Annotated in this window: 21 protein-coding genes; 20 read left to right on the top strand and 1 reads right to left on the bottom strand. The window is 26.7% G+C overall.

Features of this window, described 5'->3' with window-relative positions; genetic code table 11:
• The first annotated feature begins 146 nt into the window (after window positions 1-146).
• From OW729_RS06735 to OW729_RS06650, 18 genes are all read left to right on the top strand, one after another.
• Complete coding sequence (locus OW729_RS06735; RefSeq protein WP_268060713.1) at window positions 147-452, top strand: hypothetical protein; 306 nt, start codon at window positions 147-149, stop codon at window positions 450-452.
• A 472-nt stretch (window positions 453-924) separates the two neighbouring features.
• Window positions 925-1,689: a type II toxin-antitoxin system HicA family toxin gene (locus OW729_RS06730; RefSeq protein WP_268060712.1), complete on the top strand. Its 765-nt coding sequence runs from the start codon at window positions 925-927 to the stop codon at window positions 1,687-1,689.
• A gap of 197 nt (window positions 1,690-1,886) precedes the next feature.
• Window positions 1,887-5,177 carry a hypothetical protein gene (locus OW729_RS06725; RefSeq protein WP_268060711.1) on the top strand — a complete coding sequence of 1,097 codons (3,291 nt, stop codon included), beginning with the start codon at window positions 1,887-1,889 and terminating at the stop codon, window positions 5,175-5,177.
• An 89-nt stretch (window positions 5,178-5,266) separates the two neighbouring features.
• The gene (locus OW729_RS06720; protein ID WP_268060710.1) at window positions 5,267-5,461 is read left to right on the top strand and encodes a hypothetical protein; all 195 of its coding nucleotides are present in this window, start codon (window positions 5,267-5,269) and stop codon (window positions 5,459-5,461) included.
• 26 nt (window positions 5,462-5,487) lie between these two features.
• A complete protein-coding gene (locus OW729_RS06715; protein ID WP_268060709.1) occupies window positions 5,488-7,029 on the top strand; it encodes a DEAD/DEAH box helicase in 1,542 nt (513 codons plus the stop codon).
• A 548-nt stretch (window positions 7,030-7,577) separates the two neighbouring features.
• On the top strand, window positions 7,578-8,267 hold the full coding sequence (locus OW729_RS06710; protein ID WP_268060708.1) for a hypothetical protein: 690 nt from the start codon (window positions 7,578-7,580) through the stop codon (window positions 8,265-8,267).
• A gap of 46 nt (window positions 8,268-8,313) precedes the next feature.
• Window positions 8,314-8,592: a hypothetical protein gene (locus tag OW729_RS06705; protein ID WP_268060707.1), complete on the top strand. Its 279-nt coding sequence runs from the start codon at window positions 8,314-8,316 to the stop codon at window positions 8,590-8,592.
• A 64-nt stretch (window positions 8,593-8,656) separates the two neighbouring features.
• Entirely contained in the window at window positions 8,657-8,923 is a 267-nt protein-coding gene (locus OW729_RS06700) for a hypothetical protein (protein WP_268060706.1), read from the top strand.
• A 468-nt stretch (window positions 8,924-9,391) separates the two neighbouring features.
• A complete protein-coding gene (locus OW729_RS06695; protein WP_268060705.1) occupies window positions 9,392-9,523 on the top strand; it encodes a hypothetical protein in 132 nt (43 codons plus the stop codon).
• A 354-nt stretch (window positions 9,524-9,877) separates the two neighbouring features.
• On the top strand, window positions 9,878-10,234 hold the full coding sequence (locus OW729_RS06690; protein WP_268060704.1) for a hypothetical protein: 357 nt from the start codon (window positions 9,878-9,880) through the stop codon (window positions 10,232-10,234).
• Window positions 10,235-10,270: 36 nt separating this feature from the next.
• Window positions 10,271-10,825: a hypothetical protein gene (locus OW729_RS06685; RefSeq protein WP_268060703.1), complete on the top strand. Its 555-nt coding sequence runs from the start codon at window positions 10,271-10,273 to the stop codon at window positions 10,823-10,825.
• Between the two features lie 79 nt (window positions 10,826-10,904).
• On the top strand, window positions 10,905-11,747 hold the full coding sequence (locus OW729_RS06680; RefSeq protein WP_268060702.1) for a phage major capsid protein: 843 nt from the start codon (window positions 10,905-10,907) through the stop codon (window positions 11,745-11,747).
• Window positions 11,748-11,808: 61 nt separating this feature from the next.
• Window positions 11,809-12,120: a helix-turn-helix domain-containing protein gene (locus OW729_RS06675; protein WP_268060701.1), complete on the top strand. Its 312-nt coding sequence runs from the start codon at window positions 11,809-11,811 to the stop codon at window positions 12,118-12,120.
• A 24-nt stretch (window positions 12,121-12,144) separates the two neighbouring features.
• A complete protein-coding gene (locus OW729_RS06670; protein ID WP_268060700.1) occupies window positions 12,145-12,405 on the top strand; it encodes a hypothetical protein in 261 nt (86 codons plus the stop codon).
• Window positions 12,395-12,922, top strand: a complete 528-nt coding sequence (locus tag OW729_RS06665) for a hypothetical protein (protein ID WP_268060699.1) — start codon at window positions 12,395-12,397, stop codon at window positions 12,920-12,922. Before OW729_RS06670 ends, OW729_RS06665 begins: the two co-directional genes overlap by 11 nt.
• Window positions 12,915-13,331 (top strand): hypothetical protein, encoded by a 417-nt coding sequence (locus OW729_RS06660; protein WP_268060698.1) that lies wholly within the window; start codon window positions 12,915-12,917, stop codon window positions 13,329-13,331. The genes OW729_RS06665 and OW729_RS06660 overlap by 8 nt, the downstream gene beginning before the upstream one ends.
• Window positions 13,332-13,408: 77 nt before the next feature.
• Entirely contained in the window at window positions 13,409-18,499 is a 5,091-nt protein-coding gene (locus OW729_RS06655; RefSeq protein ID WP_268060697.1) for a phage tail tape measure protein, read from the top strand.
• A gap of 61 nt (window positions 18,500-18,560) precedes the next feature.
• On the top strand, window positions 18,561-22,232 hold the full coding sequence (locus OW729_RS06650) for a phage tail protein (RefSeq protein ID WP_268060696.1): 3,672 nt from the start codon (window positions 18,561-18,563) through the stop codon (window positions 22,230-22,232).
• On the opposite strand, the gene OW729_RS06645 is transcribed toward OW729_RS06650, so the two are convergent.
• Window positions 22,229-23,161: a hypothetical protein gene (locus OW729_RS06645; RefSeq protein ID WP_268060695.1), complete on the bottom strand. Its 933-nt coding sequence runs from the start codon at window positions 23,159-23,161 to the stop codon at window positions 22,229-22,231. The genes OW729_RS06650 and OW729_RS06645 overlap by 4 nt on opposite strands.
• A gap of 225 nt (window positions 23,162-23,386) precedes the next feature.
• Between OW729_RS06645 and OW729_RS06640 the strand changes: the two genes are divergently transcribed.
• Window positions 23,387-23,791 carry a hypothetical protein gene (locus OW729_RS06640; RefSeq protein ID WP_268060694.1) on the top strand — a complete coding sequence of 135 codons (405 nt, stop codon included), beginning with the start codon at window positions 23,387-23,389 and terminating at the stop codon, window positions 23,789-23,791.
• A gap of 10 nt (window positions 23,792-23,801) precedes the next feature.
• Window positions 23,802-25,385 (top strand): phage terminase large subunit family protein, encoded by a 1,584-nt coding sequence (locus OW729_RS06635; protein WP_268060693.1) that lies wholly within the window; start codon window positions 23,802-23,804, stop codon window positions 25,383-25,385.
• The last annotated feature ends 25 nt before the right edge of the window (window positions 25,386-25,410 follow it).

Genomic DNA, 25,410 nt, shown 5'->3' with positions numbered 1-25,410 from the left:
TTAAAATACTACAAAGATTTATAATGTTTTGTAGAGAGTTTAACATAGAGCCAAGCACCTCAAATTTGAGGAAGTTCAAAAAATTAAGTTTACAATAATTCCAAATGTTTTGTGGAATAAAATAAATCAAATGGGGGATTTAAAAAATGATGAAAATTGAAAAACTATATGATTATATGTTAGTAGAAGAAGAGGTTTTTAGAATTGGAACAGAAGAACAAATAGAAAAAATGGTAGAAGAAATGGGTTATCCAGTATGGATAAAAACTTTAGCTACTTATACTATAGTAGAAGACTATATATGCTGTGGTGGAGAAATTAAAGAGGATGTATTCCTAGAAGTAAAAGATGGATATATATATGTAGATTCAGATACATCTGAATTAGACTTTTACCCAAGAGAAGATGTATGTCCACAAATGTTACAGGGGATTTTAGAAACATATGTATAAACGCAAATAAGGCTATAATTTGATATTATAACCATTTAATTAAACATAATAACCTTATATACCAATATTTACTTAAATATCATCTAATGTCCAGTTTGAAAAGGTGTGGACAAGTGTGATAAGATTTAAGTACTCATTTTTACCTATAATTAAATACCAAAACACAGGAAATAACTGACACTTATTTCCGTTTTATACACTATTTTTATTATTAACAAGTTTTTTAATCTTTATACATCAACACACAGAATGGAGTGATGCTTTTTTATTTGTTAAGCTTATTATATAGGATTTTGCCGACTAAATAAAATCACAAAAAGTTGATTTAAAGAAAATAGAATGTGATTATATTAAAATATCTTTAAAATGCTTACATTTTCATAAAAAATATTAAGTCGGCAATAATGTTGATTAATTACTATATTATGAAGTATTTAATAACTTATAGTTAAAGAATTGGAGGAATAATTTAATGAAACCATTAGAAATTAAATTGAATAGACAATTTTTAAAATTACAGAAGGGGATTGAAGATTTTTGGTGCATGGATGGAAATGATAGTATAAGCGAGTTTGCTGACAAAATAGGAAGGGAAAAATATTTTGAAATAAGAGATATAGGAACAGAAATTGAAGAAGAGTGCAAAAGTGAAGATTTTACAATTGAAAAATGTAATAAACTTATAAATGATTTTGTAAATAAAATAAATAATTTTAACAAATATTTATATAATCCTGAAATAACACAAGGATTTAAAAAAGACTTATTTGAAAGTGTTGGAGAAAAAAGTAAAAAGATGATAGATGAAATTAAAATGGTACAAGCCTTAGCTTATTATAGTAATTTACAAAAACTAGCAAACAAAATAGAATGTAGAACATGGCAAACTATAGGGCGTATAACATATATTTTAAATACTGTTTTAGATGAAGTTATGAATCCATATAAGAAAGCTATTGATGATGAGATTACAAAAGTTAAGGAAATATTAGATAAGAAAGCAAAAGAGATTAAATTAAAAACTAGTAAAGAAAAAACAGAAGAAGTCAGCAAAATAACTACTAAGAAAATATTTAACTATAAAGAAATGGATAAGTTAATTAAATTGAATGGCTATGAACCTATAAGGCGAAGAGGAGACCATAAAATTTATACAAATGGGACAAAGAGTATTCCTATTCCACAACATACACTAGGTAAGGGGTTAAGCTGTAAAATTCAAAAACAAATTGTTTAGAGTTAAAAGTTCCACATAGAGTAGACTATTCATTAAAGAAGAGTCACAAACTTGTACCACTAGTGTGAAACTAGATTTAATATAATAAGCTTTAACATAAGGTTAACGCATAGGGAACGGCTACGCCTACCCTATGCTATGTTGTGGAAGATATTCAAAATGATTTTAGTATTATTAAAACAGGGGGATTATTATTAATGAAAAAATTAGAAATGTATACAATTTACAATATTACAAATGGAGATTTAGGAAAAGAAGAATGGGCAGAGACAGAATTATTAGACAGAGAAATTAGTTTACAAGCAAACAATTTAATAAGAAAATATTTGATATTTAAAGGATTGGAAGAAAAAGACCAATTTATAGAAAATATTATAAAAGTATCATTGCCGCATAACAAAGATGATAAAGACAATGAAACACCTTTAGAAGTATTGAAAAACGGTATTATCTTTAGAGGAAAGAAATTTATACCTTTAATAAGTAGTCCGAGCATGATGAAAAAAGAGGGGCAGGATGACTATTATAAAAAAGATTTTAAATGTGAATATTTCTTTATATCAAAAGAAGATGAAGAATTTATAAAAATATTTGAAATGATTACAAGTGGAAGTGAATTAACAGAAAGATTTGAAACCAGAACACAAATGGCTATTAATAAAGATGTTGTAGCAAGATTAGCGTTAAATACTTCTAGTAGTTATTCAATTAATTACAGACCTAATATAGTTATATTACCAACAGATACATATACATATACTGCAAATTATTGTTATTTTGCAAATCAAGATTATAGTGAACTAAAGTATAGTGAGGTTACTAAAGAGCATGAATTTCAGGATGGTTGTGGTTTAATGTCACCTGAAATGTCAGGGATAATACAGCAACAAATGAAAGTAGATTATCCAGTAGACTTTGCAATAATACGTCAAGACCCTTTAGCAGTTAAAGGGTTGGTTGTAAAAGTTGATTTTAATAAATATTTTGACGATATGTATAAGGAAGACAATAAAGGTGTTTTTGAAAAAAGAGAAGATGGGTTTTATACTTTGGATTATTTTGGAAAAATGGTTAATATATCAAAGGCTGATTTAATAATAAATACTAATATGGCTAAATGGGCTAAGTGGTGGAAACAAGATAAACCTATAAATATCATGGAAGAAGTTGATAAAGAACTGAGAAAAGAAAAATATGATAAGTATAGAGCTTTATTATTAAAACTATATGTAACTAAAATCAATAAAAGAGAACCTAAAGAATATTCTTTGACTAACTATCAATTTATTTCAAATCTAGCTTTAACACCTAAAGAATTAAATCAGCTACAGCAAGAAACATATGATATGTATAAAAAAGTCTTAAGCATGGATGTTAATTATATAAGATTACTAATGCAAGATATAGCCACAGATGATACAGAAGAATTAGGGTCTATGGATAAAATACACTATTTATTACAATCTACAGAAGAGGCTTTAACGATACCATCAGTTAGACAACAAGTTGTAAGAATGGTTAGAAAGAAAATCAATCTATTGGCAGAAGGTAAATTTTATGTGAAAGGTCATTATAAAATAGCTTCAACTTGCCCTGTAACATTTATGGATTGGATTATGTGTAGAGATTTAAATAAGTGTAATAGAGGATTAGAGGTAAGAGAATATTACATACCAAAAGAAACTGGTAAAAGAGTTATAAGTCGTAATCCATTAAACAGTTTTTCAGAAATCCAAAAAGTTGAAATAACTAAAAATGATTTATTAGAAAAATATTGTGGAGAATTAACATCAGAAATTGCATTTTTTAATCAAAAAGATGATACTTTTATGATTGAATCTGGAGAAGACGCAGATGGGGACTGCAATCTATGGGTAGATAGCGATGTTATTTACAATTCAGTAGTAGAACCAGAAGATGGTTATAATTTCTGTAATATGGAAGATAACAAAGATACAGTAGAACATGAATATACTAAAGAAAATGAGTATTACTGTATTGTAAAGGCTGCTGGTAATAAAATAGGAACTATTGCTAATGTAGGTACTAAAATATCTACTATGTGTACAGAAATGGGTTACTATTGTCCTAAAAATGATGCAACTTATGGATATAAAGAATTAGAAGAAGGTTATTATGAAAAGAAAAAAGAGTTTTTAGAGAAAGAAATATATGAAATAAAAAAAGTAAAAGATTTAAAATCTCAAATGGATTATATAGTAACACAACTTAAAGAATTTGATTATATGATGAATGATCAAGAAATAGATGATAAAAAATGGGAAATCCAGACACTTTCTGAGCAATTATATGATTATGCAAGAGATGCTAATAAAAAGAAAAGGGAATATTTCACTAAAGCACTTAAAGAAAAAATAGATAATAAAGAACTTATTGAAATAGATACGTTAGAAGAAGACAAGATAAGAGAGTTATTAATACAACAATTTTACAATTATAAAACTCTAAGTTATAAAGCACTACAATTACAAATGTTAAGTATAGACATTCCAAAAACTTTAAAAGAAATTGACAATAAAGAAATAAAAAGTCTTAAAGAAGATGTTTTAGAAAAAAAAGACCCCGTTTTTAGGAAATATAACATGCCTTATAAAGATAGGTTTGATAAAAATGGAAGAGAAAGATATTTTAGTTTAACTCATTCTGTATTAAATTTACATGCTAAGAATGTAGCAAGAACATTAATGGCAAAAGATTTAGAAAGAGTTAAGAAAGAAACAGATAATTATGCCAAAGCTGATAGAGTTGGATGCACAAATAAAATATTAAGTAATGCTGATATTACAGATAAAACAGAAGAGGTTATTCCACTATTAAAAGGAATATTCAGTAGTTGGAAAAATGAAGCTGAAAGAATAAGAGCAACTTATAAGGATAATAAAGTTAAGAAAAATGAAGAACTTAGAAAAAATAATCTTATAATATCTAAATCTATTATGATATTAAGCGATAGATATGATTTAAATACAATGGCGAGTGGACTTTTGAAAATGAGTAAATCTACTAATAGTGCGATAAGAACAAAATTTATGATAGACTGCTGTTTTAATGTAATACAGGCTTTATTAGATTTATATTATAACGATATTACCACATTTGAAAAAGATGCGAATGGTAAATATGATTGGATGTTTAAGAAATACAACAAAATTAAAACAAATAGAAAGGAAACAGATTTACAAGCAATGCAAATTAAAGAAGAACAATTAAAACAAGAAGAAATTATAGAAATCAAATTTAGACCAGTTGATTTAGAAGATGGACAAACTTTAAGTAAGAAAAATGATAAATTCTATATTAATGATGAAATAATTTTCAATAATAAAGTTAAAGGTTGTAAGGGAAAAAAGACTTATGATCAATTAGAAGAATTATTGAAAGATAAAACAGAGTTAGGAGTAATTTTAAAAGATATAACGAATAAACCAACTTACATAGTAGCTTATATACATAAGGTTAACGCATAGGGAACGGCTACGCCTACCCTATGCTATGTTGTGGAAGGTAGTTAGTATATTAAGTATCTTTCACAAATCAACAAAATGGAGGTGTTAAGATGTGTAATGAATATAAATATACAATTATTGATAAAAGATACTTAGCAGAATCTTTAGCATTTTTAGGATATAAATACAGAAAAAATGGGTATGGAAAGGATACTAAATTTGTTTTTGCAGAAACGGAACAGTTTAAACAAGCTTTATATGAGTTATTACAACTAAAAAAGAAAGTTGGTAAATTTATAAAATAACTATTGAAAAGAAAAGGTGGACTATTATGAGTAAACAATTTATAACAGATATTATAAAAGAAGAATATAAAAAATGGTTAAAGGATAATATTGTATTAATTGAAGCAGGAACAGGCTGTGGAAAATCTTATTTTATTAAAAATGAATTAAATACATATTGTATGTCTACTGGACAAAATATATTGTATTTAACTAACAGAGATACTTTAAAAGAACAAGTTAAAAATGATATTGGAAATTTTACTAATATAACGATAAAAAATTATCAAAAGATAGAATCTTTTATGCTTAATGGAACATTAAAATTAGATAATTATGATTATGTTGTATGTGATGAAGCACATTATTTTTTTACGGACGCTTCATTTTCAAGAACAACTGATTTATTTTTAACCGAATTATTGAAAGATGATACAGTATGTAAAATTTTTATGACAGCTACACCATGGCTTTTAAAATTATACATTGAAAAAGAAAAATTCAAAATTGATTATGATTATATATTAAGAACTGATTATAGTTATTTAAATAAAATCGTAGCTTTTAATACATATGAAACTATAGATAGTATAATAGAAGAAATTCCACAAGATGAACAAATAATATTTTTTAGTTCAGCTAAAAAAGCTTTAGAAATATCTAAAAAATATAATGGAACTTTTATATGTAGTAAACGTAATAAGGATGGATTGTGGAATAAATACATAGAATCTAAAAAAGAAAAAAATGAAAAAGGTGAAGAAGTAATTATTGAAACAGAAAATTATAAGGAAATACAAAGTATAATTCAAAATGGAACATTTAAAAATCATATTCTATGTACTACTACAGCTTTAGATAATGGAGTAAATATTAAAGAAAACACTCCAGTAAAACATATAATTATTGATATTCTTGATAGGGATGAATTTATCCAATGTTTAGGTAGAAAAAGAGTATCAGAAGGTGAAAAAATAAATTTATATTTCTATGGATGGAAGAATGATGGTAGAAGGATTAATGGATTTAAGAAGAAAATAGGAGATTCTATTAATAAAGCTAATTTATTATTTAATGAAGGTGAAGAAATCTATGTTAATACTAAATTTAAAAATGATAGATTTACTGATGGCAGAATAATCGATGATGTTACTATAAATGGTGAATTACATAAAAGAGTAAATAAATGTGTATATCTTAAATATAAAAACGATTTAACATTATATGATTCTTTAGTTGGTAAAAACTATAAATTAAATTTTAAAAGCATAATAGCTACAAATTTAAAAATTAAGAGTGACAATATTATAGAATGGGAAACTAAAGATATATCTCAAACTTTTGAAGAATTTTTAGATAGTATAGTTGGAATTAAAATGTTTAAAGAAGAACAAAAAATATTAAAAGAACGATTTGGAGAATACGGACTTAAAGCAAGAAGTTTGGGCATTAATACATTAAATGGGTATATTAAAGATAAAAAACTACCTTTTATTATTAAAACAGATGAAAGAAAATCCTATAGAGATGACAATGGAAAAGTAAAAAAAGAAAAATCACATTGGATATTAGGTAAAATTATATTTTAATATGTTGTTTTGTAGACACTTTTATGCACTTCCTAAATATTTAGGAGATACATGATTCTGTCTACATTTTATTTTTAAAAAAATTAATAATAGAAAATTAAAGTATTAAAAATGTGGAGTATTATATCATTATAGGAGTTTTCAAAAAATAACATCAAAGCCGTTTTTGGTTTGCCCTAGTGGCTTACCTTTTGTCGGCTAGGTTCTAGCATTAGGAATTGTAGGAACGTAGTGACGTACAAGTCCTATGACTAGAAGATGGTTAAACAAAAGGTAAAAGAACGTTATAAACATGGAAAGATAATAAATATAAATAAAAATATTATAAATTATATATAACAGGGTAAATGCACAAATTTACTACGTTTCGTTACACTTCACTTGTAAATTTATGCTATTTAGTGAACAGGGTTGATATTGATATATCTTGTTCAAATTTCTAATTTTATAATAATAATTCTTATGAGTAGATGATTAACTTTGTCTACTCTTTTTATTATTAAAAAATATATAGTCGAGAGACTTAAAAGAGCAGGAGGATATTATATATGAAAAATTTAACTAAAACAGAAATTAGAAAGAATTTACAAGAGATTGAGAACATTTTAAACAATCACAACCAATGGGAGATTGAGAATGGATGTGTAGATTATTGTTTCAGTTTAAATAAAGACAATACTATTCGATTTACAATTTCTTGTGAAGATGAAGTATATGAAAATTATACTATAGAAGAAATAGAAAATTATGATATTAAAAGTATACTAAAATCTATTATAAATTTCTTATATGAAAATGAGATTAATTATAGAAATAATTATATTAGAAAGACTAAGAGCTTTAACAATAGAAAAATTAAATCATTAGCACTTTGGTTAGAAAGAGAAAATAATGATAGAGTTAATAAAATTAATGAAGAATTAGCTGAACGTTATAAAACAACTAAAAAATTAGAAAGTGAAATTGTAAAATATAAAGATTACATTAGAGACTTATATAGCTGTTTAAGTGTACTTTGTTCAGATTGGAGAATAGAAGATATAAAGGAATATGTCTTTAACAAACTAAAAGAGTTTAATTTTGAAAATATATCTATAAGTTATATAGATAATAGATTAATAGTTCAAAAATTTGATGATAAAAAAGTTATTACAAATTTTGAAATTTTAATTGATAATTATAGTAAAAAAGATGAAGTGTTTTCTAAAGCTAAGAGAGAATTAGAAGCTGCGTGTTAGTTTAACATTCAGCTTTTTATATTAATAAAAATTGGAGGATTATATTATGGATAATTTAGAAAAATTAAATGACTATATAATAGAAGAATTAGAAATGGAGCTAATGGATGATAGAATTGTGTCTGTAAAAGATGAAATTGAATATTGGGAAAAACATAAAGATGAATGGAATACAGATTATACATATGTTACAGAAGAATTAAAAAAATATAAGGATTATAATTCTTTATATTCCATTAACCATAAATATGGTGGTTGTTGGGGACAGGGATATATAATTGTAGATAAAGAGTTAGAATATGTGGGATTTGTAAGAACTATTTAGGACGGAGAAATTTTTCTCAGTCCTTTCTCTTATACAAAAATATAAACTTGGGGTGGCGTTAAAAATGGAAAAGGTAGTAATTTATAATATTGATTTTACAGAAGCAGGTTTAGGTTATACGGCAGTTTGGAGTTGGTGTAGAGAACAATACACAAATAGGATAATTTTAGATTCTACAAAAATGGCAGAAATAATTTTACAAAATAAAGATAAATTAGATGACGTTGAAGATGAAAAAGATGCATATGCATATATTAGTGAAATGCAGACACAGTATTGGTTTGAAGATAACTATATTTTAAAGCATGATTATATGCCAATAGGTTATTAATTAATTATTAAATGATTAGTATTTTATATTTTTAAAAATGATTATACCTATAAATATCCAATATAATTATATATCAAAACACATATAGTGTCAAGGGATCAAACCCAAACAAAGTAAAAATAAAAGACGTTTCCTTATAGGCAAAAGGAAACGCCACAACTAAATCACATAGGGAAGGGTTCAACCTTCCTTATATCCCTAATATTTATTATATACCACTTTACAAAAAATATGAAGATGGAAAAATGAAAATATTTTTAGGAGTTATATTAATTATTTGTTTTTTTATAAAGCTTGGGGAAGGGATACAATTTTATAAAAATAAAGTAGAACTAGAAAAAAGAAATATATTTCTTTTGCTTTATTTTTATTTAATTTAGCTTTAGATATGTTTATAAAATAAAGATTACTAATTTTTTAGTAGTCTTTTTTATTTTTAAAAATTAAAAGAATGGGGGAATTAATCTTATGGAAAATGCACAACTGGATAATAAGTTAGATGAATTATATAGAGCCTTTATAAGAAAATATGAAAATGTTGATGAATGCTCAGATTACATTTTAAGAAATTACGTAAAATATTTAAGCTATATAAATTAGATAAATATATTAATTTTAATAATTAAAAAGGATAATAGATTAAAGTTCTATATCCTTTTTATAGAGTTTTAATAGAAATATATATATTTATATTTCAAACTTTTTATAAATCTCCTTTTTTATTATAGGGATAGTTAAATAAAAAGACTATCTCTATTTTTAATCTAAAACGAGATTTAAAAAGTAAATTGTATATTTCTATTAGAACTTTATATTAGTTCTAAACAATACCGTTAATTTTTCAAAGTTCATTAATTAATAAATGAATGCTACACTTCCAAAAAGGTTGTAAGGATTAATTTTCTTATAACCTTCTACTATTTTTAAAATATAAATAAAAAAGGAGAATGATTTATGGAAAAAGACAAGGAAAGAACTTATTTTGATGAAGGACAGAAAAACATTAATAAAAATTTACTTAAAGCATTAACTAAAATAACAAAAGATAATAATAAACATTTAGAAAAAAATTTAAATATAATGTGGAATTTAGGTTATCAAGAAGCTTTATTGCTAAAGGACAAAGAACAAGAAGAATTCTTTGATAAATTACGATTTATAGATTTTAACTTTATAATTCAAAAAATAGATTTTATTAAAAATTTGAATGTAGCATTTAAAGAAGATGATTATTCTGATGATGATATAAAAGCAACTATAGTTAAAAAGATTATTGAATTATATAGTTATATTTATGAAGAAATGAAATAAAAATTAAATTTTAAAAAAGAAAGGATGGAGTAATATATGGCATGGAAAGAAAATTTAAGTCAAGAGGAATATGATGCAGATATTGAAACTGCAACAAATACAGCTAAAGAAGGTTTGTTTACACAAGAACAATTAGATACAGAGATTGGAAAAACTAAAGATTTATTTAAGGAGTATATAAGTAAAGAAGATTTTGAAAAGGCAAAAGGTGAGTATGAAACAACTATTAAAGATTTAGAGCAATACAAACCTAAAGATAAAAGCGAAACAGAAATAGAACTTGAAAAAATAAAAGCTGAAAATAAAATATATAAGGCTAAAGAAATTCTACAGAATGAGAGTTTACCAAGTCAATTGATGGATATTGATTTTGAAAAATTACATTCTGAAAATGAAGAAGATAGAAAGCAAGTGGTTGAAAGTTTAAAGGAATTATTTGCTGATGAAAAATTTAATAACAGTTTCAAACCAACAGGACATAAAAAGAATGATGGTGAAATGACTAAAGAGCAGTTTGAAAATATGTCTTATAAAGAAAGAATGAATTTATTTAAGACTAATCCAAACTTATTTAATACGCTAAATAATTAAAACTATTGTATTTCAAAGTACAGTAGTTTTTTATTTTATAAAAATATAATTAAAAAAATGAAAGCGAGGTAATTAACATATGGCAACAATGAGAACAGATGTGCCAGTACCAGAGGTATATGCACCAATGATTAGTGCTAGTATTGAAGAACATTCAGTAATGCTAGGAGTATGTGATATTGATTCAACATTAGAAGGTCAAGCAGGAGATTCTTTAACAATCTCAAAATGGTCTTTAGGAAGTAAGGCAGTTAAATTAACTGAAGGAGAAGCAATTCCTTATGATAAATTAACTCATACTACTCAAAAGATTGATTTATTTCAACTTGCAAAAGGTTATGAAATAACAGATAGAGCGTTATTATCAAGTATAGGCGACCCTATAGGGGAAATGTCAGACCAAATTGGTATGCTAATTGCAGATGCACTTGATGATGAAGCTATTGCAATAGCTAATACAACTCCACTTACTTTTGAATGTGCTGGTGCTACTGCAATAACAGAAGATGAGATTGATGAAGCTTTAAATCTTTATGGGGATAAACAAAATTATAATGATTTTGAATGTATCTTAATAAATCCTAAATTAAAGAAATCATTTAAAGCTATGGAATCATTCTCAAAAACAACTTCTACAACTGCTAAAAAGGATAATGGAATAGTTAAGAGAAACATAATAGGTGAATATTGTGGTATTCCAGTTGTAATGAGTTCTAAGGGTACATATGATTCAGTCAATCAAAAATGTAAAACTTTTATAATTAAGAAACATTCTTTATCAGTTCCTTATAAAAGAAAATTAAACCCTGAACAAGAAAGAAATATAGATAAGAAATCTTACAAAGTAAATGCTGATTTAATAGCAGGAGTAGGTCTAGTTAATGATGCTGGAATAGTTATTATTGAAAAAGCTACAGCTTAATTTATTGGAATGAGATTAAATTCTCATTCCTTTATTATTTTTTAAAAAGGAGTGACATTAAATGCTTACAGGTAGACAAATAAAAACTCAGCTACTTATGAAAGATATAACACAAAATGAATTAGCAAAATATTGTGAAATACAAAGACCTTATATAAGTATGCTGATAAATGAAAAACAACCTTTTACGGAGGAAATATATAAGAAAGCAATTGAATATATCAATTCTAGTAAAAAGTTTAAAGAAGAATTTAAGATAAAAATTAAAGAAGAAAAACAAAAGGAAAAAGAGGAAAAGGCTAAATTAAAAGCTTTAGAGAAAGAGAAACAAAAACAGGAAAAATCAAAGAAAGATAAAGTCAATAAAAAATAAATTTTAAATAAAGGAGTATATAGTATGAAAGTTGGAAAGTTTGAATTACCATTTAACGTAATTAGAGATGAATTTGAAATAGCACAAGAAGTGATGAAAAAAGTAGTAGTTACAAGAGCAGAAACTTTATATCATCGAAACAATGCAATTGAATACATAGCAATATCCAATGATTTTAGAGAAATTGAAGAAATGGAATTAATTCCATTTTATGATGTAATAGTTAGTAAAAATAATGATAAAATTGATATTAAATTTAAGGAGGTAGTTAATAGTGGAAAATAATAAAATAAAAATATCTATGTTTAGACCAGTTTTAAAATTAAGATTTATAGATGGTATATTTAATAGAATATCTGAAACACTAGAAGGAAAGGAAGTTGAGTTCTATAGAATAGGACAAGATATGATAGATAAAGTTAAAAATATTAAAGCGGAAAATATGAGCAATGAAGAGTTCCTATATAATATGATTCCTAATATATCAAATATCGAAATGGATATTGATTTAAAAGAATTTTCTAAGATGGTAAAAGTACCAACAAGTGAATTCGCACAATTGATCAACAATGTTATGGATATTTTAGTAGATGTTTTAAGAAGTGGACAGGAAATAATTAATTTAGAACAAAAAATGAAGGCTATAACAGAAAAACATGGTATTAAGTTACCACAAGAGCCTACTAAGGATGAAAAATTACAGGCATTATATGATGAATTAACAGAATGCAAAGATGATAAAGAAAAACGTAAAGAGATATTAAAACAAATTACTTCATTAGAGGTGGAAGATAATGAGTGATGAATGGGATGAGTTAATAGAATATCTTACAGAAGAAACTAATCAACTTACTAGAGTAATTACAAAAGAAGCAAATGAATTACTCAAAAAAAATGTTCAAGAAGAGGTCTATGACAATTATTCTCCTAACATTTATAAAAGAACTAAAGATTTACAAAAAAGTATTAAAAGTGATAAAGTTGAGGGATTTACGTATTTTGACGATAGTAAATTAGATTATAAATCTAAAGTAACGGGCGAAAATGTAAGTATGTATGTTCCTAAATTTTTAAACTATGGACATACGGATAAAACAGGCATAGATAATATGTATCATAGTTATCCGGCTAGAGAATTTATGGAGAAAACTAAAATAGAGCTTGAAGAAAAATATGGGGAAGGTTGTTGTGAGATAGTTGATAACATTTAAATATAAGTGTTATCAACTATTTTTTACGATAATGATTATTGGTTGATAGTAGATATATTTAAATGAAGGAGGTATATATGGGGAAAAGTTTTGGGATTAAAACAAAAATACAATTGGACTTAAACTCTGTAAATCAAGTTAAAAGAGAATTTAGTAATCTGAATAAAGATTTGCAGAATTTAGCAGATAGAAATTTTATTAATATTAGAGTTAATCAAGCAAATCAAGAAATACAACGGTTTAGTACACAAATGAGTAATACTAGAACAAGTATAAATAATGTGAACAATGCAATATGTGGATTAAATAATAGTAGTAGGACTTTCGCACAGCAAATGACTCATGTAGTATCAAAAGTGTCACAATGGGCATTAGGAATGACCGCGGTTTATGGAACTACACAAAAGGTAAAAGAGGGATTTTCTTTTATTTCTAATCTTGATACAAAGCTTACAGACATTGGAATGATAACGGGAAAATCTAAAGAAGAATTAAATGAATATGCGAAAAAATGGAATCAATTGGCGTTAGATTTAAAGACCGTAACAACAGAAGTTGTAGATGCAGAGGAAAAATTTTTGCGTGCGGGAAAGGCGATAGATGAAGCAAATAAAATGACAGACATCAGCATCAAAATGGCTAGAATTGCTAATGATACAAATGCTCAAACTGCTGATTATTTAGTAACTGTAAGCAATGCTTACGACTTAAATGCACAAGGAGTTGAAAAATATGCTAATAAGGTCGCTTATCTTGATAGTGCCACAGCAACTAATACAAAAAATATAAATAAAACATCTGTTGCTGTGGCACAAACAGCTAAAGAAACGGGAATGAGTATGGATTTTATGTTGGGAATAGTTTCTACTATACAGGAAAAAAGTAAGTTAGCACCAGAAGCGGTTGGTCGTGCTTTACGAAGTATGCTAATTAATATGCAAAATGTAACAAAAGAAGGTAACGAAGAATTATCCAAACTCGAAAAAATACTAAATAAAAATGGAATTGCACTTAGAAAAAATAAAAATGAATGGCGTTCTAGTGAAGCTGTAATAAGAGATTTGATGAAAAATTGGAATAAGTTTGATGATATTACTAAGTCTACAATTCAGAGTAAACTAGCTGGAAAGGTCGGATCAGAGACATTTAACATTATTATGAACGACCAAACAAGAGTTATGGAAAATTATAATAATGTTTTAGGTGCAACAAGTACATTAAATGAAAAATATGAAAAACATTTAAATTCTACAGCAGGGGCAGCGGCAGAATTACAAGCAAAAACAGAAAGAATGTGGATGAAACTAATTGATTCTAAAACAATAATGAATGGTATAAACCTATTAAGTAAAGTTGTAACTATTATAGATGAATTAGTTAACCACAACAAATTATTAGGGGTTGGACTTATAGCTTTAACAGCACAATTTGTTGGACTAATAAAAGGTGTAAATTTATTTGGAATGGCTTTAACTGCTTTAAAAGGTATAAGTTTAGCAACTTTAGGAGCATTAGCAACGAACCCCCTTACTTGGGTAGCTGTTGCGATTGGAGGAGTTATAGCGCTTACTAATCATCTCGCAAAGCAAAGAGAAGAAACGGAAAAATTAAAAAAGGAATACAAAGAGATATATACAAATTTAAATAAAGCTATAAAGACAGGCAACACTATAGGAATGAAAGATAATGTTGATAAATTAGCTAAAGAGCAACAGCAATTACAAGAGTTGATAAAAAAAAGAAAGCAAGCACAAGAAAGTTTAACAACTATGCATAATGGAGGTATGGTTGGGACAAAAGCTTATGGAGACACCGCTAAAGAAGTGGATAAATTAACTCAACAATTAAATGAGTTAAAAAATGTATTAAAATCAGCAGGTGTAGAATTTGATGAAACTACTGGGAAAATATATAAAGTTGGTCAAGCACAAGCATTTTTAGCAAATCAAGCTATAGTAGATAAAATAAAGGAAACAGCCCAAGCAGAATTAGAGAATAGAAAAGAATTAATTGCTTTAATTCAAGAATATCAAAGGTTATCTCAAAGTGAAAATCAGAATTGGGAAACAAAACAAAGATTAACAGAATTAACACAAATATTGAATAATAAAATATCAGGATTAATAGTTGCAAGGGATAAAGAAGGAAATGCGACCATTAAAAATACTGATTTATTAAAAGCCGAAAATAAGATATTAAATATAGAAAATACTACTGTACAAGAATTAACAAATGTTAAATTAAATAGTGCAAAAAAATGGGCAGAAGCAGAAATAGGAAAGACTAAAGCTTCTTATGAAAATGCACAAAAAAGAATAGCTTATATGGTTAAAGAAGTGGAAGTTATGAGAAACGCTGTAACTGGGGCTAGTGCTTTTAGCAACATAATGACAGCAATGTCAACTTTAAATCCTAATATGATGGGAGTAGGCTCTGTTGTTGGAGGAGCATTTGATGCAGTATATAATCAAAAAATGCAAGAACTTTCAAACCTAAAATCTATAATAAGTCAAATAGATGGACAATTTAAAGAAATACCTATGCCTAAATTGCCAGACCCTTCGTCCTCATCTTGGATGCCTCCTTCTGGTTCAGATAGTAAAAAAGGTAGTAAAGACAAGAAAGATAAAGAACCAACCAAGCATTTCTATGACGGTAAACCATTAGACCTATACGAAGCAAAATTAAAAGATATTAACAAACAACTAGAAAATTATGGTCTAATGATGGATAGATTGACTAAACTAACTGCTAAGTTACAAGAAGCACAAACTAAGGATGTATATTCTCGTATATTAGACACGCAAGCACAAAAGGTTGACACGTTACATAAAAAGCAAGAATTATTAAAAGGTCAGCAAGCGGATTTAATTAAGACTAGAAATTCTAAAATAATTGACCAATTGCAAAAAATGAGTGGAGACTTACGAAAAAAACATGTTAATGATATAGCAAGAATGACAGAAACTGATTGGGCTAATCAATATAATAAGATGTATGGTAGAGAAAAACCAGAATTTACAGGATATGATGAAAAAGGAGAAGCAAGACAAAAATTACTAGAAGAGAATGCACAAAAGTTTAAATCTCTTATGGATAATCTTAATAATTATAATAAAGAACTACAAAAGAAAGAGCAAGAGATATTAGACAATGAAGTTGATATCACGAATGCAGTTAAAGAGCGTGTAGAATGGCAAGAAAAACTAAGAGAGTTGACTACAAAAGAATTAGTTGATAAAACTGGTGACATTCAAGATAAGATTGATTTATTAGAAATTAAAGATAAATATAATTGGCAAGAGAGAATTAAACTTCATAAAGAATTACTAGAATCTCAAAAAGCAGAACAAAATTTTATTAAAGATGGAATAGAAAAATATAAAATTCAATTAAGTCATCTTAGAGAAAATACAGTTGAATGGAGTTTAATCAAAAATCTTATTGAAGAGTACAACGAAAAGTTGGATGAAAGTAATAAGATAATAGCTACACAGGAAGAAAAGTTAAAAGAAGTAGAGAAAATGCAATTAGAAAATCTTTCTACTATAGAAGATAAAATTGTATCTGCTTTGAAGAAAAAGTATGAAGAAGAAATTAAATTAGCTAAAGAAAAGAAAGCTAAGGAATTATTATTACAAAAAAATTTAACTGAAGAACAATTAAAGTTAATTAAAGATGGTAGTAAAACTGCATTAGAAATTTTTGAAGAAGAACATAATAAGAAAATTGAATTATTAAATGATGAATTAAAAGCTTATGAAGAAATCTATAATGCAAAAATCAAAGAAATAGACAGAGCAGAAGATAAAGATTCTTATGAAAAAGATTTAAATAAGAAACAACAAGAAAAAGCCAAGTTACAATCACAATATGATAGTTTATTAATGGATTCTTCTTTAGAAGCACAAGGTAAGAGAGAAGACTTATTAGAACAAATTAAGAATAAAGAGGAAGAAATCAATGAATTTGTTCATAAGCGTGATGTTACATTAAGAAAACAAAATCTTCAAGATGAACTAGAAGAAAAGAAAAAAGCTATTCAGAAACAAATAGATGAAGAAAATAAAGCGTATAAGAAAGCTAAAGATTTATATGACCAAGAAGTTAAGGCATTAGAAAAATCTAATGAAGAAAAATTAAAAGCTGAAAAATTATATGCTGAAGCTAGAAGATTATTAATGGAAGGTAATTTGGATGAATTAAAAGTTCTACTTGAACAGTATGGCGAAGATAGTGAAAGAATCTTTGGTTCTATGGGTGACTCCATTAAGAAAAACATTATAGATAATCTTAGAATAGCCATTGATTCTATGAAGGAATTAGCTAATAGTAAACTATTCCCTGATTGGGAAGGTCGACAAACAGATGAAAATGGTAATCAAATTATGCGAGATAAACCTGCGGTATCTAAAGATAAACAATGGACTATCAAAATGAATAAAGAAATAGATGAAAAAACATTAAAAGATAAAGTCTATGTGTTAGATGAAAAAGGCAATAAAGTAGATATTGATGTTTCTTTAGATGGCAATGGTAAAAATATTGTTGTTAAACCTACAGGTGAAGGATTTGAAAAAGGACATTATCAACTGGTAGTAGAAAAAGGCTTAAAATCTAAAGATGGTAAAGAGTTAAAGACTCCGAGTGTAAGACAAGAATTTGATGTAAATGAAACTGGTGGAAAAAATCATTATAATCAAGCAAATAGAGATAAGATAGATGATTTCTATACAGACCCTGAATATTTAAAATTACAACAAGAATATTTAGATAGTTTAGAGAATCCTAAATTACAAAAGCCAGATTCATATTGGAAAGAACGTTCAGAGGAGATAAGACAGAAATATAAAACTAATATACCTCAAATACCACAAGTTCCAATGTCTGCTTTTAGTGGTGATAATATGCCACAGTTTGAGGAATATTTATCATCATCATTAAATAAAATCAAAATGCCTACTATTAATATTCCTACAAATTTCAATATACCTAAATTCTCTGCGGTTGGCAATACACCAGTAGAGATAAAAATGGATAATTTAATTAACATTGAAGGGAATGCAGATAAGTCAACATTACCAGAAATAAGACAAGCTGGACAAAATACATTAGAACAGTTAAGACAAGCTTTAAATAAACAAGGAATAGGAGGAGTATTCGCTTAGATAATGCTCTTCTTTTTATTATTTAAATTAATCAAATTATAAATGAAAGTAAGGTGATAAATTGAGTAAAATTTATTATAATAATAAAATAATTACAAAGGCTGAAAGTGATAAACTCTTTAGTTTAGGACAAATTGATTTAACAAAGAAGACTTATTTTGAAAATTTAGAAATGATACTATGTAAGGCTGATGGAACGGAAATTACAGAATTAAAAGAAGCTCATAGTGTAAAAATTAACTTTAATCTTCATGATATGGATGAGTTAGAATTTGATTTACCTTACTATGTTGAACAACAATATCTTCAAGTGAAAAATGATAATTGGAAAATTACTGAAGATTATTTATTAATAAAAGTAAATAATGAACAAATGTTTGTAATCAATAATGTAGCTGAAAATAAAGAGGAAATTAATACAAAACATGTTCATGCTTATAGTAAAGAATATCTATTGAGTTTTAGAAAATTAGCTAGATTACAAGGAACTAGACAACTATATAGAGATGGTTCAGAAACAACCACATCAAAAATATCATATAGTTTAGATGGCTCAACATGGACAAACTATTCAACTCCTTTTGAAGCTGAAGATGGTAAAAACATTTTAATAAGAAGATATGACCATTTTAATGTGCTAATTGGCGAATATATATGGAATAATAAAGATAAGTTTGCACAAATAGATGGTATAGATATAACTTATAAAGACAAAGATGTTTTTAATAAAAAAATAGAAATATCTATAAGAATTGTAAGTGAAACTGGTGAAGGGTTATTAAATCTTTTAGAGCAAGAAACATCTTGGAAAGTAGGTTATATAGATATTGATGTTCGTGAGGATAGAAGTTTAGGTCAACATCATAGAAAATATCGTACATGGGATATAAACAAGCAGGCTTGGAGTGATATCTTATATAAAAGTTTACCAGAATTATTTGATTGTATTGTAAGGGTAGATACAATAAATCAAAAAATAAATATATATCATAAAGATAAATTTTACGAAAATAAAGGGTTATATATATCTAAAGAAAACTATTTAAAGACTATAAAAAAAGAAACAAAAAACGATGATGTAATTACAAGACTAAGGATATTTGGAAAAAATAATTTAGGTATATCTAGTGTTAATCCAACAGGAAAAGAATATTTAGAAGACTTTTCATATTATAGAAATAGTAATTCTATGGATTATGACTTATTAAAAGCATTAGATGATTATGATGAATTACAAAAAGTTAAAACCCCTATTTTTTATAATTATCTTCAAGAGTTAAAAACATTAAGAGAAAATCAAACTATATTAGAAAATCAATTAGTAGATTTACAAATGCAAAAGACACAAAAAGAAGATAGTAGAGATATGGCCATTCAACATACGGAATATCATACTGATTACGATGCTGATATGGATAAAATAGAAGTGGACTTTTCAGATATTCATGGAACGGATTTATCAGAATTTAATAAACAAATAAGAGAAATAGATAAGCAGATTGAAAACAAGACAGTAGAAATTTCAAATGTAGAAGATAAGATAAATATAGTATTAAACAACATAGATTTTTTAGAAAATACATTAGATAAGAAAAATAATTTCACAACTAAACAATTAGAAATATTAGATACTTTTGTAAAAGAAGAAACATGGGAAAATAAAAATTATTCAGATGGTTTTGAATTAATAAAAGAAGGAGAAAAAGCTTTAAGGAAATTAAGTAAACCCTCGGTTGAGTATAGTTTAGATATTGTAGATTTTCTTAATATTGTTGAATGTCAACATGATTGGGGAAAATTAAATATAGGTGATATTATTAATATTTATTATGATGATTTCGACTTATATATTGAGTCAAAAATTATAAAAATATCTCATAGTATAGATGAAAACAATATAGATATAACAATATCAAATAATAATCATGTAGATGATACAGCTAAATACATATCAGATTTAATTAAGAATTCAACAGAAGCTAGTAATACAGTTAATATGTTTAAGCACAAATGGGATTTGAGTGGTAAAAATACAGATATGATTTCACAAATTATTAATAGTGGTTTAGATTCAGCTAAGAATAGGATTAGTAGTGCTAGAAATCAGAATATTATCATAGACCAATATGGGATACAAATGAAAGATTTATTTGATGACAAGGAACAACTAAGAATTATTAATAACACGATTGCATTTACTGATTCAGAATGGGAAAATTGTTCCGTTGCCATTACGCCTAAGGGTATTTGCGCACCTGCTCTTTATGGAAAAATAATAGGCTCTAACAAACTTATTATAACAAATATGAATGAAAATGGAGAAAGTTCATTCTTAGTTGATGGTAGCCATATGACAGCTACAAATATGGATTTATCTTTAATCAGAAAGAATTTATTAAATAGAATTTATATGAATCCAGAGTACGGATTTAAAATTCAAAAAAGAGATACTACTACCGCTGATTGGGAAGATTTATTATGGCTAGATATGAGTGGAGAAATTTATGCTAAATCTTTTCATGTAATTAATAAAGATACATCATTAGATGATAATGGATTAGTGGTTGATAATGGAAGAATTAAAATTATTAATGGTAATAAATATGAAGCTATCTATGCAGATAAAGACGGTGAAATGAGATTAGATGGAAGAGTTAGAGTAGTTAGACACTTATCAGAGTGGTCGCCTAAAGATAAGTGGGATGTTGAGCCTGAAGAAAATCGAATTATATTACTTGATGGATATAAAGACGATGAAAAAGGTGGAAAGTTATTAATAAATAACTGGAACGGTGATTTAAACGCTTTTCTTGGTTCTCCTCCTTCAACTGATTATATGGGAGGTTTTTTTAAGTTATATAACGGGAAATCTAAGGAAAATGGTGGTAGTAAAGAAAGAATTGAACTAGGTGTTTTAACTGCTAATGACACAGGTGCTGTAAAAATTAAAAATAATAGTACAAATGATATCATTTCTTTATCAGGGAATGATAGTGGTGGAATTATACAAATAAATGAACAAGATGCTCTAGTATCTACTATAGTTAAACCATCTGTAAAGATTGGAGCTATTAATGACAGTGAACAATTTGATGGCGGACATATTATTTTATTTAATAATAAAAATACAGAAAGACAAAAAGTATTTATAGGGATTAAAAAAGAAGAAAATGCAGGTTCAATTACACTTAATGGTAAAAATGGAGTAGAAAATGTACTTATATCAGCGATTGATAATGTAAATAATGGTATTAGTGCAGGTACTATTCAATTAAAAAATACTTTCAATAAAACTAGTATTTTGTTTTCTGCTGATTCAAATTTAAACCCAATGCATCGTGAACACATATCTCAATTAGTTTTTGGAGAAGACATTAATAAACCAAGATTAGGATTATATAGTGGAAATGGTGATTATGGAAGCTACATCCAAATGGGTGATAAAACAGGTAACCCTCAAATGTTAATAGGAAATGTAAGTAGAGAAGAAACTCCGGGAGGAAATCAAGTTTGGTATGCTAATATGACAGATTTTTCCCAAACAGTACCTAAAAGACGTATTCAAATTTATGTAAATAGCTATAAAAATGCTGAAATTGCACTTTGGGATAATGATAATGAAGGCGAAAACCCATTAGCTAGAATAGAAACAGCTAATGGGAATTTAATAATTAGTCATAAAAGTGGACGAAGTATGAAATTTACAAATGGTGGGAAAATATTGTTTAGTTAATTATATAAATTAAAACGTCTGTCTGTAAATCTAAGATTATCAAGTTCTTCGTACCAAGTAAATTCTTTTAATTTAGAATCACAATAAAAATTTTTATGAGGTACATCATAAGTTCCCCAAGTATAGAAGTACACATATTTTTCATGATAAGGATAGTTGTTTACTTGTTCTTTATTTTCAGTATAAAATTGACCAACTACTTTTTTATTTGGGAAAAGTGCTAAAGTAATATCTGCTAATTGTTTTTGATAATTCTTTAATAATTGAGCTATTTCTTTAGCTTGTTCTTTAGTACAATTTTTACAAGTAGCTACTTCATAAGGAAATACATCTTTCCAATCAGTTGTGATAGATATATCAAAAGCTGGAGAAATAAGGTTTTCAGGTTCTTTATTAACCTTTACACTATTAGTAAATTTAAATGTACCAGCAGGAGTTTTTAAAGTATTAAATTTTTCGGTCTTATTAAAATACTCTATTAACTCCTCTGGAGTTTTTATTTTCTTCTTTAAATCATCAATACTTACATTATCACTAGGTTTTTCAGGATTAGTTGGTGTGTTAATAGTATCTTTAGCATTTTTAACATCTTTAACATCTAAGCTTTTCGTAGTATCTTTTTTTATAAAATTATTCAAATTAAAGCCCTCACTTTCATCTAAATAGGCATTTATAATTTCTTGAGTAGACACTATTTTACCACTATCATCATGGTAAGCATATATTCCATTTTCTTTTGATTGATTTTGGAATTGTTTATACAAATTATCATTTTTATCCATAGACTCTAATAAATCATCTATATTATATTGAATTATATTATCATTGTTTTTTATTAGGTATCCATCGACTTGAGCATTAGCTATAGATGAAAATGATAAACAACATAGAAGAGATAGACTAGATAAGATTAATTTTCTTTTTAACATGTATAACGTACCCCCTAATATTTATTTTATTATGTTAATTATATCATAATTGACATAGTTTTACAATATTTGAGGAAGTCTACATAAATTCAACTTCGTTAATTATGTAGACTAAAGAATAAGTGAAAATATTAAAAAATTTAAAGATTAAACAAGGAGTTAGAGTATATGGTTAAAACATATACTTTTTTACTTCACTAAAATATAAAGGAGTGAGAATAATATATGGGAACAAATAGAAAAGAAAAAACACCAAAACAAAAATTATATGATATCACAGGAAATATGGATAAGGCGGTTTTTATCATATGGTACTGTACTCCTGAAGATGAAAGACCCAATTTTGATGATTGGAAAGGCAATATACATAATAAAACAAAAGAAACAATTGAAAATTGGTTATTAGAGGAAAAGGTTCAGGAGGGAATACAATATTATTTAAGTTTAATTAAGAAAAAAAATTTATTAAAAATATATCAGAAACAAGTTGATTTAGCTCTAAATGGAGACACAAAAAGTGCATCATGGGTCGCAGATTTTAGTGAGTCAACATTCTTTGACAATACAGATAATGAAGCAAAGGAATGGTTAGACACTATAAGAAAGAAAAAACAATTACAAAAGAAGTAGGTGATATAAATTGAGTTTAAGTAAAGAAGATAAGGAGCTATTAGAATGGTTATGGGATGATGAAAATACCTCTGAATGGATAGAGAATTTTATATATATAGATAACAAGGAAGCAATGACAGTACCTTTTGGTTTAACAAAACAACAACACTTATTTGTACAAGCAATGACGGATAGAAATATAGTTTTAAAAGGTCGTCAAATGGGGTTCTCTTTAATTAGTTTAGCAATGAGTTTAAAAAAAGCAATTACAGTACCAAATTCAAATAGTTTAATTGTTTCATTTGAACAAAAGTCAGCAGATGATAATTTTGATAAGTTAAAAGTTATGTATGACAATTTACCAAAATGGATTAAACCAAAAGTGGTTTTAAATAATAGACAAGTTTTAAAACTTGCTAATGGAAGTAAAATAACATGTAGAACAGTTGGTAAAGGGGATTTGGGTAGAGGTGGAACAATAAATGGAATACTACACTTAACCGAGTTCCCATATTATAAAAGCCCCATGAAGTGTCTTAACTCAGCAAAAAATAGTTGTACTGCTGATGCTATCATAATAATTGAAAGTACAGCAAAAGGCACAGGGAATGCTTATCACAAAATGTACATAGATGGTAAGAGCGGAAAGAACGAATATAAGTCGTTCTTTTTTAGTTGGCTTGAATGTCCCGAACTATTTGAACGTGAATGGGATAAAGCTGTTGAAAAATATAAGGCTTTATATGGTAGAAAATTGACTTTAGATGATATAGATTTAGATGAAGAAGAACAACAAATTATTAAATTAGGTGGTACACCAAAACAGTTAATGTGGCGAAGGCTGGAAATAGCAACAGTTGGAATAGATAAGTTTCACGAGGACAGACCTATTACTGATATGGAAGCTTTCCTTACAACAGGTGAAAGTATGGTTGATACTAAGAGGATAGATAGTGTTGAAAGAAGTATTATAGGTAAAGATAGGCAGTTTATACATAAGTTGAAATTAGATAATCTTAGTAGTGATCTAAAAAAATATTATGGTAAAGAATTTAAAATTTATCATGATGCTAAAAAAGATAAAAAATATTATATAGGTGTAGACGTTGCTGAAGGTTATGGCGGAGATTATAGTGTTATTGAAGTGTACAATACTGAAGGTCAAGAATGTGCTATGTTTAGAAGTAATAAAATAAAACCTTATCAATTTTCTAAAATAGTAGATATGATAGGAAGATATTATAATAAAGGCTTTTTACTTGTAGAAAAGGCAAGCGGTGGTCATACTGTTATAGATAAATTAAGAAATGATTTTAAATACCAAAGATTATATAAATACAAGTCTTACGATGAGAAGAATAGACAAGTTACCAAATGGGGATTTGATACTAATCCTAAAACTAAAGGATTGATAATTAATAACTTTATTGAAATGTTTGAAACTGGACTAATTGAGATTAATTCAGTTGAGGTATTGGAAGAAATGAAAGTATTTACGATTAATGATAGTGGAAAAATGGGTGCAATGAATGGCTTTCATGATGATACTATTATGGCTACAGCATTAGCATTACAAGGTATCAAAGAAGGTAAATGGTGGCGTTGGATATAAAAATATTTAATAATAATGATATAAA

The sequence above is a fragment of the Clostridium brassicae genome (assembly GCF_026738875.1).
Classification (GTDB): domain Bacteria; phylum Bacillota; class Clostridia; order Clostridiales; family Clostridiaceae; genus Clostridium_H; species Clostridium_H brassicae.
This window is presented reverse-complemented; position numbering and strand designations above follow the sequence as displayed.

Bases quoted from the DNA above. Each gene is read 5' to 3' on its own strand.
- OW729_RS06735 (WP_268060713.1), top strand. From the start codon at position 147: ATGATGAAAATTGAAAAACTATATGATTATATGTTAGTAGAAGAAGAG.
- OW729_RS06670 (WP_268060700.1), top strand. From the start codon at position 12,145: ATGAAAGTTGGAAAGTTTGAATTACCATTTAACGTAATTAGAGATGAA.
- OW729_RS06675 (WP_268060701.1), top strand. From the start codon at position 11,809: ATGCTTACAGGTAGACAAATAAAAACTCAGCTACTTATGAAAGATATA.
- OW729_RS06730 (WP_268060712.1), top strand. From the start codon at position 925: ATGAAACCATTAGAAATTAAATTGAATAGACAATTTTTAAAATTACAG.
- OW729_RS06680 (WP_268060702.1), top strand. From the start codon at position 10,905: ATGGCAACAATGAGAACAGATGTGCCAGTACCAGAGGTATATGCACCA.
- OW729_RS06660 (WP_268060698.1), top strand. From the start codon at position 12,915: ATGAGTGATGAATGGGATGAGTTAATAGAATATCTTACAGAAGAAACT.
- OW729_RS06695 (WP_268060705.1), top strand. From the start codon at position 9,392: ATGGAAAATGCACAACTGGATAATAAGTTAGATGAATTATATAGAGCC.
- OW729_RS06690 (WP_268060704.1), top strand. From the start codon at position 9,878: ATGGAAAAAGACAAGGAAAGAACTTATTTTGATGAAGGACAGAAAAAC.
- OW729_RS06715 (WP_268060709.1), top strand. From the start codon at position 5,488: ATGAGTAAACAATTTATAACAGATATTATAAAAGAAGAATATAAAAAA.
- OW729_RS06725 (WP_268060711.1), top strand. From the start codon at position 1,887: ATGAAAAAATTAGAAATGTATACAATTTACAATATTACAAATGGAGAT.
- OW729_RS06705 (WP_268060707.1), top strand. From the start codon at position 8,314: ATGGATAATTTAGAAAAATTAAATGACTATATAATAGAAGAATTAGAA.
- OW729_RS06640 (WP_268060694.1), top strand. From the start codon at position 23,387: ATGGGAACAAATAGAAAAGAAAAAACACCAAAACAAAAATTATATGAT.
- OW729_RS06655 (WP_268060697.1), top strand. From the start codon at position 13,409: ATGGGGAAAAGTTTTGGGATTAAAACAAAAATACAATTGGACTTAAAC.
- OW729_RS06645 (WP_268060695.1), bottom strand. From the start codon at position 23,161: ATGTTAAAAAGAAAATTAATCTTATCTAGTCTATCTCTTCTATGTTGT.
- OW729_RS06720 (WP_268060710.1), top strand. From the start codon at position 5,267: ATGTGTAATGAATATAAATATACAATTATTGATAAAAGATACTTAGCA.
- OW729_RS06710 (WP_268060708.1), top strand. From the start codon at position 7,578: ATGAAAAATTTAACTAAAACAGAAATTAGAAAGAATTTACAAGAGATT.
- OW729_RS06685 (WP_268060703.1), top strand. From the start codon at position 10,271: ATGGCATGGAAAGAAAATTTAAGTCAAGAGGAATATGATGCAGATATT.
- OW729_RS06700 (WP_268060706.1), top strand. From the start codon at position 8,657: ATGGAAAAGGTAGTAATTTATAATATTGATTTTACAGAAGCAGGTTTA.